The sequence below is a fragment of the Pseudoroseomonas sp. WGS1072 genome, from assembly GCF_049340465.1.
GTDB lineage: Bacteria > Pseudomonadota > Alphaproteobacteria > Acetobacterales > Acetobacteraceae > Pseudoroseomonas.
The window spans coordinates 1,253,468-1,265,891 of the sequence record NZ_JBMPSU010000001.1 but is presented as its reverse complement, the minus strand read 5'-3'; the positions used below and the strand labels follow the sequence as shown (position 1 = coordinate 1,265,891).

The following is a 12,424-nucleotide window of genomic DNA, read 5'->3' as shown; positions in this document are numbered from 1 at the left end:
CGCTGGTAACAAGGTTCGTCCAGCAGGGTTGCGGGATCAAGCGGCGGCCGGGTCAGAGTTCTCGCCCGATGAGGCGGTTGAGCGTGCGGCAGGCGGCGACCACGGCCATCAGCAGCAGGCCCTGGCGGATCAGCCCGCCCGGCGTCAGCCATTCGCCGCCGATCTGCAACTGGCGTGGCAGGTACTGCAGATACTGCTGCAGCTCCGGCTCCAGGGTCAGGCCTCCCGCCAGCTGGAGCGCCAGCCACCAGATGCCGCCGGCCAGCAGCAGCAGCGGCGCCAGGAACTCCGCGAGCAGCTCGATGAAGGTCAGGGCGAAGCCGGCGAGGGCGCGCGCCAGGGTGGCCAGGCCACGCAGGAGCGGGTTCGTCGCCGGTCGTTCATAAGGGCGGTCGAACATGGTGCGGGATTCGGTGCGGGACATTCTGCGCTCCATGCCGATGGCCAGGGGTGTGTCATCAGCGACTTTGGCCATTTCGGGTTGTGGCGTCAGGTAACGCTGACGTGAAGGCGGGAAGGGCCCTCAGGCGGCGATCTTCCCCAGCAGGCGGCGCGCCCGCAGGGCCAGGGCGCGGATGGTCTCGTCCGGCAGCATGTCCACGCCCGGCACCGTGTCGTAGTGCAGCTTCCGCTTGACGACATAGAGTCCACCGACGGCGGGGACGATGGTGGCGGCATCATAGGCGAGAAGGGACAGCAGCATCAGAAGCCCCGCGCGAGGCGCCCTCACGGACCGGCGGTGCCCTGGCGCGGCGGCGGGCTGTCAAGTCGGCTTTCCTCAAGGCAGTGCATCACGCAGGCCATGTCCTTTCGCCTGTCCCGGGGCATGGACGGCATTGTATTCCCTGCGGACGGCCGGGCGGGTGATTTCTTCGCTCCGCGCTCGGGAGGCTCAATGACGAGCTCAGGCTTTGTGATGTGGCCGAGGCTGAAAATTGCCCTTCATGGTGAGGGGATTGGCAGTAGGATAGCGCAATGGTTGCATTGTGGAACGGATGGCCTGACTCTCCGGAGCGGAGCGACTGGCACTGGATCGAGGACGGGGATGGCCTGCGCCCCCTCCTCTGGCGCGGCCAGGACTGGCCGGAGCCCGCGGACCGCATGAGCTGGCGGGACGGCTTTGCCATGCTGCTGCCCGAGGATCTGCGCCACGGCACCTACCATGGCCGCCTCATCATGCCGCCCACCGTGGCGGCGAAGTTCCGGCTCAATGTCATGCTGGCCGTGGCCTGAGGGCCGGCTGACGACCGGCCGCCAATGCCCCCGGCCCGCGCCGGGGGTCCGCCGGCCGTGCCGGTGCCCGCCGCCCGCGACTCAGCCCGGCGCCCGCGCGAAGCCGGCGGAGATGTCGGCCACGCGGCGCAGGGCCCCCTCCGGAAGCGGTCCCTTCAGCACGGCGGCGAGGGCTCCCTCGAATTCCTCCAGGCTGGCCATGCCGACCAGGATGGTCTCCAGCCCGGGCTGGGCCACGGCGAAGCGGATGGCGGCCTCCGGCAGGGAGGCGGCGAAGCCCTCGGTGACCAGGGGCATCAACTCCGCAGCCCGGGCGAGATCGGCCTCGTAGGATTCGCCGGAGCCCATCGGCGCGGGCGCCGGGCTGGCGACCGGATGGCGCGCGGCGGACCCGCTCAGCGCCCCACCCGCCAGGACGCGGATGCCGACGGCACCCATCCGCCGCGCCCGCATGCGGTCGAGCAGCCGCCCGTAATCCTGCGCCGGATAGCCGGCCGGAAGCGCGTGGCCGGCCGAGGGGTTCAGCATGTTGTAGATCACCTGGGCGCCGCCGAAGAAGCCGGCGTCGATCACCTGGTGCAGGGCGGCGGTCTCGCCGACGGCGGTCATCGCCGGCACCCGGATCCTGCCCGCCTCCTGGAGCGCGCGGAAGGCCGGCACGACCTCCTCCAGCACCTGGCGCACGCTCAGATTCTCCCCGCCGCCTTCCAGGGTGATCTCGTTGTGCAGGTAGAAGATGTCCGCATGGTCGCGCCGCAGCCGCCTGAGGCTGCCCTCGAGGGAGGCGGCGACGGCGCTGCCGATGGCGCCGAACTCCGCCGAGCGCAGGCGGACCTTGGTGCCGACCAGCGCCGACCCCGCCTTCAGCCGGTGCAGGGCGGCGCCGAGGTTCTCCTCCGAGGCGCCGTCGCCGTATTGCACGGCGGTGTCGAAATAGGTGATGCCGGCCTCGAGCGCCCGGGCGACGGCGCGTTCCCGGTCGGCCGCGGCGCCGCGCACCATGAGGCCGCCGACGCCGCCGCAGCCGAAGCCCAGGCGGGAGACCGGCAGGCTCTCCGGTCCGAAAGGACGTGTGCCGATACGCATCGTGAAACCTCCCCGGGCGCGCGGCTCGTCATGGCCGCCGTCGCGGAGGGCATGGTGCCGCCATGCGACGGCCGGCGCCAGGGGCGAGGTGGGGCCCTTCCCGGCCACCGCGTCAGCCCGTCCAGCTCAGCCGGATGGCGCGCGCCACCTCCTCCACGAACAGGCGCGTCTTGGCCGGCACCATGCGGCCGGGCGGCAGGACGGCGTGGACACCGCCGCCCTCGGGGCCGCTCCAGCCCGGCAGGACCTCCACCAGCTGGCCGGCCTTCAGCGCCGGCCCCGCCAGCCAACTGGCGATGAAGGCGATGCCGGCGCCCCCGATGGCCGCTGTCAGAAGGGCCTCGGAATAGTCCGCCGTGAGGCTGTAGGGCGGACGCACGGTCTGCCGCCGCCGGTCCTTCACCAGCACCCAGTCGGGCCATGCGGCGTGGCCGGTGAAACCGAGGCAGGCATGACGGACCAGCTCGGCCGGTACCCGCGGCGCGCCACGGCCGGCGAGATAATCCGGTGCCGCGACGAGGATGGTCCGGTAGGAGGCCAGGTGCCGCACGGTCAGGGAACTGTCGCGCTGCGGCGTGGCGACGACGCGGATTGCCACGTCGAAGCCCTCGGCGATGATGTCGACCAGGTGGTTGGAGAAGCGGGCCTCGATGCGGATCTGCGGATGCCGCCTCAGGAAGCCCGGAAGCAGCGGGGCGATCCAGTGCTGCCCGAAGGTCACCGGCAGCGCGACGCGGACGGTGCCCCGCGGGCTCGCGGCGTGGTCGCTGGCCTCCCGGTTGGCGTCGGCCATCTCGTCGAGCAGGCTCTGCACACGGCGGCAATAGGTCGCCCCGGCCTCGGTCAGGCTGACGCGCCGCGTGGTCCTGGAGAGCAGCCGGACCCCGAGCCGCCGCTCAAGCTGGCTGACCCGGCGGGAGAGGACGGAGGCGTCGCGGGCCAGCAGGCCGGCCGCCGCGGTGAAGCTTCCGGCCTCGGCGACGGCGACGAAGGCGGCCAGCTCCTCGAGCCGTCCGGGCTCGAGCAATTCCTGCGGGATCTGCACGAATGATTTGCGTACCGGCCACATTATCTCCCTTGTCGCATAGCCTACCCTGCGCGGCCAGGACAACAGGAGGCCCTGCATGGCCTCGGGCCGGGAGGCGGAGATGGTGAGATGTCGTCGCGTCGAAATCAGGGCGTTCGGACCGCCCGAGGTCATGACGATCGTCGAGGAGGATCTGGCCCCCCCGGCGGCGGGCGAGGCGCGGCTGAGGCACAGCGCCATCGGCTTCAACTTCATCGACATCTATCAGCGCAGAGGCATCCGTAAACTCCCCCTGCCGACGGGCCTGGGCTTCGAGGCGGCCGGCGTTGTCGAGGCGGTCGGCCCCGGCGTGTCCGGGATCGGGCCGGGCGACCGGGTCGCCTACATGAACGCCGGGGTCGGCGCCTATGCCGATCGCCGGAACGTCCCGGCGGCGAAGCTCGTGAAGTTGCCGGAGGCAGTGGGGGACGAGGCGGCGGCCACGCTGCTCTTCAAGGGGATGACGGCGCAGTACCTGCTCCGCGCCACCCACGCCGTCGCGCCGGGTGACCTGCTGCTGGTGCATTCGGCGGCGGGCGGCGTCGGCCAGATCCTGACCCGTTGGGCGACTGCCCTGGGCGCGACCGTCATCGGCACGACTGGATCGCCGCACAAGACGCCGGCCGCCCTGGCGGCCGGCTGCGCGGCGGTGATCGACCTGAACGACCCGGACTGGCCGCGAGCCTTCCTGGTGGCGACGGGCGGCCGGAAGGCGCGCGTCGTCTATGACGCGGTGGGCCAGGACACGCTGCTGAAGTCGCTGGACTGCGCCGCGCCCTTCGGGCTGGTGGTTAGCTACGGCAACGCCTCGGGGCCGGCGCCCGCCATCGATCCGGAACTGCTGGGCCAGAAGGGCGGGCTGTACCTGACACGCCCCTCGGTCTTCCCGCACAATGCCGAGGAGGGGGCCTTGCGGGCGCATGCGGCCGATCTCTTCGACGCGATCGTGAAGGGGCACGTGAAGGTGGATGTCGGCCAACGCTTCCCGCTCGACCGGATCGTGGACGTGCATCGCGCGGCGGAGGAGCGCCGTGCCGAGGGGGCGATCCTCATCACGCCTTGACGGCGCCGCCTCCGGCACGCCCGCGCCGGAGGCGGCGATCCGGTCCCGTTGCTGTCGCGGATCTGGCGGGATCTCCGGAAACCGGCCTTTCGCGGAGCCCGGGAACTGGATGTTCCTTCCGGGCCGGAAACCGGGCATCGTCCAGCCCGTTGGAGGTCCCGCAGCATGTATGTCCCGCCCGCCTTCCGCGAGGATGATCTCGCCGCCCTGCATGGAACGATCCGGGAAGCCCGCCTGGCGACCCTCGTGACCGCCACCTCCGAGGGCCTGGCCGCCACGCCGCTGCCGCTGTTCCTGGTGCCAGGGGAAGGCCCTCACGGCACGCTCTACGGCCATCTGGCGCGGGCGAACCCGCAGTGGAAGCTGCCGCCGGCGGGGGAGGCGATGGCGGTGTTCATGGGGCCGGACGCCTATGTCAGCCCGTCCTGGTATGCCTCCAAGCGGGAGCATGGGAAGGTCGTGCCGACCTGGAACTACGTCGCCGTCCATGCCTATGGCCCGGCCGAGTTCTTCGAGGATGCGGAGCGCCTGCTCGAGGTCGTCACCCGCCTGACGGAGCAGCGGGAGGCAGGCCGGGCCGAGCCCTGGGCCGTCAGCGACGCGCCGGGCGCCTTCATCCGCGCCCAGCTCCGGGGGATCGTCGGCCTGCGGCTGCCGATCGTGCGGCTGGAGGGCAAGCGGAAGATGAGCCAGAACCGGAGCGCCGAGGACCGGGCGGGCGTCGCCGCCGGCCTCCTGGCGAGCGAGCAGGCCGCCGACCGCGCGGCCGGGGCGCTGATCCCCCGCTGAGCGGAGGGGCGCCTCACCGGAGACGCAGGGGAACAGAGGCGGCGCCTGCCAGGCGGGTGGAATCTGCACCTTGCGCATGTCCACGTCCATCGGGACGATGCATTCAGGTTTGTTTCACGAAAGAGCAACGCCAACACATCTTATTCAGGTTATTCTGATTTCGAATTGTTCACACCTCGAACTCCTGTGGCTAAGCTTCCGCAGCCGATGGAATCGCGGCGTCGCATCGCCGGCTCCGGAGCGTGCCGGCGCCTGTTCCCTTGGAGGAGCGGCCGGCCCGGCCGGTGCCGGCCGACGGAATCGCTGTGCCCTTGTGGCATTTGCAACGGAGGTGCCTCGGGATGCCGCAAGCACTTGGACCCGCCATCCTGACGAGACTGGTGCTGCGGGGTGTGGTGCTCACCGGCCTCCTGGCTCTTCCCGCCTGCGGCCCGGCCGAGCCGCCGCCGCCCGAACCGCCGCGCCCGGTCCGCGCCAGCGTCGCGGTGTCGCAGCCGGGCGGCGAGACGGTGGCGCTGACCGGACAGGTGGAGGCGGCCGAGGAAGTCGGCCTGGCCTTCCGCATCGGTGGGCGGATGATCGAGCGCGGCGTGAACGTCGGCGATCAGGTCCGCGCCGGCCAGGTCATCGCGCGGCTGGAGGACAGCACGCCGCGCGACAATCTGCGCGCGGCCCGGGCGGCCACCGCGGCGGCGCGGGCGGCGCTGGTGCAGGCGCGCAACCACTACGACCGGCAGAACCAGCTGCTGCGCAGCGGCTTCACCACCCGCGCCAGTTACGACGACGCGGTCCGGCGGCTGCAGGCCACGCAGTCCCAGGTGGATGCCAGCCTGGCGCAGGAGAACATCGCCGAGACGACGCTCGCCTATACCGACCTCGTGGCGGATTCGAACGGTGTCGTCACGGCCCGTGGCGCCGAGCCGGGCGAGGTGGTGGCGGCGGGCCAGCGCATCGTGACCCTGGCCCGTGAGGGCGGACGCGACGCGGTGTTCGACGTGCCCGCCCGGCTGATGGAGCAGGCGGAGCCCGACCCGCTGGTCACGGTGTCCCTGAGCGGCAACCCCGCGGTCCGGACGACGGGACGGGTGCGGGAGGTCTCGCCGCAGGCCGATCCGGTGACGCGCACCTTCCGGGTGCGCGTCGGGTTGATCGACCCGCCGGAGGCCATGCGGCTGGGCTCGACCGTCAATGGCGGCATCCGAATCGGCGGAGTGAGCGGCATCGAGGTTCCGGCCTCGGCCCTGACCCGGGCCAACCAGGGTCCGGCGGTCTGGGTGGTGGATGGACAGGATTCCACCGTGTCGCTGCGCCCCGTCGAGGTGGTGCGCTACGATGCCGCGCGCGCCATCATCGCCGGCGGGTTGCGGGACGGCGAGGTGGTGGTGACGGCGGGGGCGCAGACCCTCCGGCCGGGCCAGCAGGTCCGGGTGCTCGGCGCCGCGCAGGCCGCCTCCCCGGGCACGGCCGGGGGCGCCGCGCGGTGAGGCCGTTCAACCTTTCCGAATGGGCGCTGAACAACCGCTCCATCGTCGTCTACCTGATGATCGTCGCGGTGCTGGCCGGCACCCTCTCCTTCCTGCGGCTGGGCCGGGCGGAGGACCCGGTCTTCACGATCCGCACCATGATCGTCCAGGCCAACTGGCCCGGCGGCTCCATGGAGGACACGCTGAACCAGGTCACCGAGCGGCTGGAGCGCCGGCTGCAGGAGACGCCCAACCTGAACCGGCTGCGCAGCTTCACCCAGCCCGGCCAGAGCCTGATCTATGTGGACCTGCTGGGAAGCACGCCGGACGCCCAGGTCACGGACACCTGGTATCAGGTCCGCAAGAATATCGGCGACATCCGCCACACCTTCCCGCCCGGCATCCAGGGCCCCTTCTTCAACGACGATTTCGGCGACACCTTCGGGATCGTCTACGGCTTCACGGCGGACGGCTTCACCCATCGCGAACTGCGCGACCATGTGGAGTACATGCGCTCGGAGCTGCTGAAGGTCCCCGATGTCTCCCGGATCGAGCTCATCGGGGCGCAGGACGAGCGGGTCTTCATCGAGTTCTCGATGGAGAAGCTGGCGGGGCTGGGCATCGACCGCAATGCGCTGATCGGCGCGCTGCAGGCGCAGAACCTGATCTCGCCCACCGGCACCATCGAGGGCGGGCAGGAGCGGCTGCTGCTGCGCGTCTCCGGCTCCTTCGAATCCGAGGGCGACATCCGGGCGATGAACTTCGCGATGCCCGCCGCCCAGGGCAGCCGCATCCTGCGCCTGAGCGACATCGCGGAGGTCCGTCGCGGCTACGCCGATCCGCCCCAGCCGATGTTCCGCGTGAACGGGCGGGAGGCGATCGGCCTCGGCATCTCCATGCGCGATGGCGGCGACGTGCTGCAGCTCGGCCACAACATCGACGTGGCGGCGCGCCGCGTCATGGCCGACACGCCGGTGGGGATCGAGATGAGCGCGGTGGCCGAGCAGCCGCGCACCGTCGCGCTGGCCATCGCCGACTTCATGGGATCGCTCTGGCAGGCGATCGCGATCATCCTGGTGGCGAGCTTCGTCAGCCTCGGCGTGCGGCCCGGCGCCATCGTCGCCCTGGCCATCCCGCTGACGCTCGCCATCGTCTTTCCCATCATGCAGATCGTTGGCATCGACCTGCAGCGCATCTCGCTGGGGGCGCTGATCATCGCGCTCGCCCTCATGGTGGACGACGCCATGACCACCGTGGACGCCATGATGAACCGGCTCGCGGCCGGCGACAGCAAGGAGGCCGCCGGCACCTACGCCTTCCGTGCCCTCGCCTTCTCGATGCTGACGGGCACGCTGGTGACCATCGCCGGCTTCGTCCCGGTCGGTTTCGCCCGCAGCTCGGCGGGCGAATACACCTTCTCCATCTTCGCGGTCGTCACCATCGCCCTGCTGGTGTCCTGGCTGGTGGCGGTGATCTTCGCGCCGCTGCTCGGCGTGCTGATCCTGCGGCCGCCCAGGCCCGGCACCTCCAACGAGCCCGGGCGCCTGGTGCGGGTCTACCGCTCCTTCCTCGGCACGGCGATCCGCTGGCGCTGGGTGACTATCGCCGCGACGGTAGGGCTCTTCGCCCTGTCGGTCTTCGGCATGCGCTTCGTCAGCCAGCAGTTCTTCCCGTCCTCGGACCGCTATGAGCTGATGGTGGACCTGACCCTGCCGCAGAACGCCTCGATCCATGCAACCGACGCGGCGGCGGCGCGGCTGGAGGCGATCCTGGCCCGGGACCCGGATGTCGAGCGCTGGAGCACCAATGTGGGCCGCGGCGCCATCCGCTTCTACCTGCCGCTGGACGTGCAGCCGCCGAGCAACTTCTTCGCCCAGCTCGTGGTGATCACCAAGGGCCTGCAATCCCGCGACCGGCTGGAGACGCGGCTGGAGCAGGTGCTGCTGGAGCAGTTCCCCGAAGTGGTCGGCCGGGTCTATCCGCTGGAACTGGGCCCGCCGGTCGGTTGGCCCATCCAGTACCGCGTCTCCGGCGACGATCCGGACAAGGTACGCGATCTGGCGATGAACCTGGCCAAGGTGGTGGCCGCGCATCCCTCCACGCGTGGCACCAGCTTCGACTGGATGGAGCCCGCCCGCCAGCTTCGTGTCCGGGTGGACCAGGACGAGGCCCGGCGCCTCGGGTTGAGCTCGGCGGCGGTGGCCAGCGCCCTGAACGCGGCGATCTCCGGCACCACGGTGACGCAGATGCGTGACGGCATCTACCTGATCAATGTGGTGGTGCGGGCGGTCGAGGCCGAACGGATGTCGGTCGAGGCCCTGCGGACGTTGCAGGTTCCGATCCCCGGCGGCCGGACGGTGTCGCTCAGCCAGTTCGCCACCTTCGACTACGAGCAGGAGTATCCGATCATCACGCGCCGGAACCGCATCCCGACGCTGACGGTCCAGGCCTATCTGCCGCGCGGCGTGCTGCCGAACGACGTGGTGGACGACCTGGCGCCGGGGATCGCCGCGGCGGCGGCGGCGCTGCCGCCCGGATACCGGATCGAGACGGGCGGCATCGTCGAGGAAAGCGCCGACTCCCTGGCCTCGGTGAAGGCGGTCGTGCCGCTGATGCTGTTCATCATGCTCACCGTGCTGATCTTCCACCTGAGGAGCTTCTCGCGGCTCTTCATCGTGCTGAGCGTGGTGCCGCTGGGCCTGATCGGCGTGGTGGCGGCCCTGTTGCTCTCCGGCAGCCCGCTCGGCTTCGTGGCCATCCTGGGCGTGCTGTCGCTGATGGGCATGATCGCCAAGAACGCGGTGATCCTGGTGACGCAGATCGAGGCCGAGCGCGCGGCGGGGCGCGGCGTCGCCGAGGCGGCGCTGGAGGCCAGCACCTCCCGCTTCCGGCCGATCATGCTGACCGCCATCTCCACGGTGCTCGGCATGATCCCGATCACGCCCACGGTGTTCTGGGGGCCGATGGCCTTCGCCATCATGGGCGGTCTCCTCGGCGCCACGATCCTCACGTTGATCTTCCTGCCGGTGCTGTACGTGACGTGCCTCGAGGGGCGGGGCGGGGCAGGGCGCGGCCGGGCTGATCCGGCCCCGGCCGCACGGCCCGCCTCCACAACAGGAAGCATGGAGCCAGTATGAGCGAGACATCCAGCACGCAGGGTCCCTCCCGGAGCCGGACGGCGCGGCGGTCCGAGGACGCCGCGCCGGAAGCCCGCCCGCGCGATCCTGTCGCCGTCGATCTCGGCCTGCAGGGCGGTGGCTCGCACGGGGCCTTCACCTGGGGCGTGCTGGACCGGCTGCTGGAGGAATCCTGGCTGGAGATCGATGCGATCAGCGGCACCTCAGCCGGGGCCATGAACGCCACCGCCCTGGTGGCGGGCTACCATCAGGGCGGGCGCGACGGCGCCAGGGCCGCGCTGGAGCGCTTCTGGAGCGCCGTGGCACGGGCGGCGCTGCTGAGTCCCTTCAAGCGCGGCCCGCTCGACATCCTGCTGGGCCGCTGGTCGCTGGACAGTTCGCCGGCCTTCCTGGCGATGGACATGATGGCCCGGCTGGTCTCGCCCTACGACATCCACATGGTCGGCGGCAATCCGCTGAGCGCGGTGCTCGCCGAGACCATCGACTTCGATCGCCTGGCGTTGGCGGAGCAGCGCCTCTACGTCACCGCGACCAATGTGCGCACCGGACGGGGCCGGGTGTTCCGCAACGCCGAGGTCACGCCCGAGGCGCTGATGGCCTCGGCCTGCCTGCCCACGCTCTTCCAGGCGGTGGAGATCGAGGGCGAGGCCTACTGGGACGGCGGCTATGCCGGCAACCCCACCATCACCCCGCTCGTCCGCGATGGCGGTTCGGCCGACGATCTCCTGCTGGTGGCCATCAACCCGGTGGAACGACCCGGCGTGCCCCGCTCCGCCACCGAGATCCAGAACCGGCTGAACGAGATCTCCTTCAACGCCACGATCATCAAGGAACTCCGCATGATCGCCCTGCTGCAGCAGGTCGTCGCGGAGAGCGGCGCGAAGCTGGACAGCAGCAGGGTGGAGGGGGCGCGCTGGGCCAGCTTCCGCGTGCATCTCCTCTCCAGCCCCGTGATGATCGATCTCGGCTATTCCTCCAAGCTGAACGCGGAATGGGCTTTCCTCACCTTCCTGCGCGACGAGGGGCGGCGGACGGCGGAACGCTTCCTGGCCGAGAATGGCGAGGCCATCGGCCGCCGCTCCTCGGTCAACCTGAACAAGCTGCTGGAGGGTGTCTGATCCCATGGGCCTTCTCGGCATCCTCCTGGGATTGGCCCTTCTCATGGGGCTGGCCTTCCGCGGCTGGAGCGTGCTCCTCCTCGCGCCCGCCGCCGCCCTGGTGGCGGCGGGCTTCGCCGGCGAGCCGCTGCTCGCCCACTGGACCCAGACCTTCATGGGCGGCGCGGCGGGCTTCATCGCGCAGTTCTTCCCGCTCTTCCTGCTGGGCGGGGTCTTCGGCAAGCTGATGGACGACAGCGGGTCGGTCACCGCCATCGCCAACGGCATGACCGCCCGGCTCGGCAGGAAGCGGGCCATCCTGTCCGTGGTGCTGGCCGGCGCGCTCGTCACCTATGGCGGCGTCAGCCTTTTCGTCGCCTTCTTCGTGCTCGCCCCGATGGCGCACGCGATGTTCCGCGCGGCCGATATCCCGCACCGGCTCATGCCGGGGACGATCATGCTCGGCGCCTCGACCTTCACCATGTCGGCGCTGCCGGGAACGCCGGCCATCCAGAACGCCATCCCGATGCCCTTCTTCGGCACATCGCCCTGGGCGGCGCCCGGGCTCGGCCTCATCGCCGCGCTCGTCATGGCGGCCCTCGGCCTCTGGTGGCTGGACTATCGCGAGAAGCAGGCGCGCAAGGCCGGGGAAGGCTACAGCCTGTCCGATCCGGACGGGCGGGAGGCCACGGAGCGGGCCCTCGACGATTCCGTGGTTCGCGAGCATGGCGCGATCTCCACGGAATTCGATCCGGCCGAAATGCGCCATGGCGAGCACGGCCGGAGCGAACCGGGCTTCTGGACCGCCCTGGCCCCGATCGGCGTGGTGCTGATGGTCAACCTGCTGATGACGGCGGTCGTCCTGCCGCGCATGGATACCGGCTTCCTGGCCGATCCGCGCTGGGGCGGCACCACGATCGGCGCGGTCGCGGGCGTCTGGTCGGTGGCCCTGGCGCTCTTCGCGGCCTGCCTGGCCGTGGTGCTGCTGAACCGCGCCAACCTGCCCTCCCTGCGCGCCACGCTGGATGCGGGCGCGAACTCCGCCGTCCTGCCGGTGCTGGGCGTCGGCAGCCTGGTCGGCTTCGGCGCGGTGGTGGCCTCCCTGCCGGCCTTCGGGATGGTGCGCGACCAGGTGCTCGGCATCGGCGGCGGGCCTCTGGTCTCCCTGGCGGTGGCGACGAACGTGCTGGCGGCGCTGACGGGATCGGCCTCGGGCGGGCTGACCATCGCGCTCGACACGCTGGGCCCGACCTATCTCCGGATCGCCGCGGAGCAGGGGATCGATCCCGGCCTGCTGCACCGCGTCGCGGTGATCGGCGCCGGCACGCTGGATGCCCTGCCGCACAACGGCGCGGTGGTCACGCTTCTCGCGGTCTGCGGCTCCGATCACCGGAACAGCTACCTGGATATCTTCATGTCCAGCGTCGTCAGCGCCCTGGTGGCGCTGGTGGTCGTGATCCTGCTGGGGAGCCTGATCGGCTCCTTCTGAT

General features: G+C 71.0%; 11 protein-coding genes. 7 read left to right on the top strand and 4 right to left on the bottom strand.

Features of this window, described 5'->3' with window-relative positions; genetic code table 11:
- Positions 1-52: 52 nt before the first annotated feature.
- On the bottom strand, positions 53-424 hold the full coding sequence (locus ACF3NH_RS06030) for a hypothetical protein (RefSeq protein WP_198367198.1): 372 nt from the start codon (positions 422-424) through the stop codon (positions 53-55).
- A 99-nt stretch (positions 425-523) separates the two neighbouring features.
- Entirely contained in the window at positions 524-703 is a 180-nt protein-coding gene (locus tag ACF3NH_RS06025) for a hypothetical protein (RefSeq protein ID WP_198367199.1), read from the bottom strand.
- A gap of 272 nt (positions 704-975) precedes the next feature.
- On the opposite strand from ACF3NH_RS06025, the gene ACF3NH_RS06020 reads away from it, so the two are divergent.
- The gene (locus ACF3NH_RS06020; RefSeq protein ID WP_198367200.1) at positions 976-1,233 is read left to right on the top strand and encodes a hypothetical protein; all 258 of its coding nucleotides are present in this window, start codon (positions 976-978) and stop codon (positions 1,231-1,233) included.
- Between the two features lie 81 nt (positions 1,234-1,314).
- On the opposite strand, the gene ACF3NH_RS06015 is transcribed toward ACF3NH_RS06020, so the two are convergent.
- Both ACF3NH_RS06015 and ACF3NH_RS06010 read right to left on the bottom strand, forming a co-directional pair.
- On the bottom strand, positions 1,315-2,319 hold the full coding sequence (locus ACF3NH_RS06015; protein WP_422922228.1) for an aldo/keto reductase: 1,005 nt from the start codon (positions 2,317-2,319) through the stop codon (positions 1,315-1,317).
- A gap of 112 nt (positions 2,320-2,431) precedes the next feature.
- On the bottom strand, positions 2,432-3,364 hold the full coding sequence (locus ACF3NH_RS06010; RefSeq protein WP_422922227.1) for a LysR family transcriptional regulator: 933 nt from the start codon (positions 3,362-3,364) through the stop codon (positions 2,432-2,434).
- Between the two features lie 154 nt (positions 3,365-3,518).
- Between ACF3NH_RS06010 and ACF3NH_RS06005 the strand changes: the two genes are divergently transcribed.
- The 6 genes from ACF3NH_RS06005 to ACF3NH_RS05980 all read left to right on the top strand — a co-directional run bounded on the left by ACF3NH_RS06005 (position 3,519) and on the right by ACF3NH_RS05980 (position 12,423).
- Positions 3,519-4,448, top strand: coding sequence for a quinone oxidoreductase family protein (locus ACF3NH_RS06005; RefSeq protein WP_422922226.1), 930 nt, complete (start codon positions 3,519-3,521; stop codon positions 4,446-4,448).
- Between the two features lie 165 nt (positions 4,449-4,613).
- The gene (locus tag ACF3NH_RS06000) at positions 4,614-5,237 is read left to right on the top strand and encodes an FMN-binding negative transcriptional regulator (RefSeq protein ID WP_422922225.1); all 624 of its coding nucleotides are present in this window, start codon (positions 4,614-4,616) and stop codon (positions 5,235-5,237) included.
- A 341-nt stretch (positions 5,238-5,578) separates the two neighbouring features.
- Positions 5,579-6,721 (top strand): efflux RND transporter periplasmic adaptor subunit, encoded by a 1,143-nt coding sequence (locus ACF3NH_RS05995; RefSeq protein WP_422922224.1) that lies wholly within the window; start codon positions 5,579-5,581, stop codon positions 6,719-6,721.
- Positions 6,718-9,837: an efflux RND transporter permease subunit gene (locus tag ACF3NH_RS05990; RefSeq protein ID WP_422922223.1), complete on the top strand. Its 3,120-nt coding sequence runs from the start codon at positions 6,718-6,720 to the stop codon at positions 9,835-9,837. Before ACF3NH_RS05995 ends, ACF3NH_RS05990 begins: the two co-directional genes overlap by 4 nt.
- Complete coding sequence (locus ACF3NH_RS05985; protein WP_422922222.1) at positions 9,834-10,955, top strand: patatin-like phospholipase family protein; 1,122 nt, start codon at positions 9,834-9,836, stop codon at positions 10,953-10,955. Before ACF3NH_RS05990 ends, ACF3NH_RS05985 begins: the two co-directional genes overlap by 4 nt.
- Positions 10,948-12,423 (top strand): GntP family permease, encoded by a 1,476-nt coding sequence (locus tag ACF3NH_RS05980; RefSeq protein ID WP_422922221.1) that lies wholly within the window; start codon positions 10,948-10,950, stop codon positions 12,421-12,423. Before ACF3NH_RS05985 ends, ACF3NH_RS05980 begins: the two co-directional genes overlap by 8 nt.
- The last annotated feature ends 1 nt before the right edge of the window (position 12,424 follow it).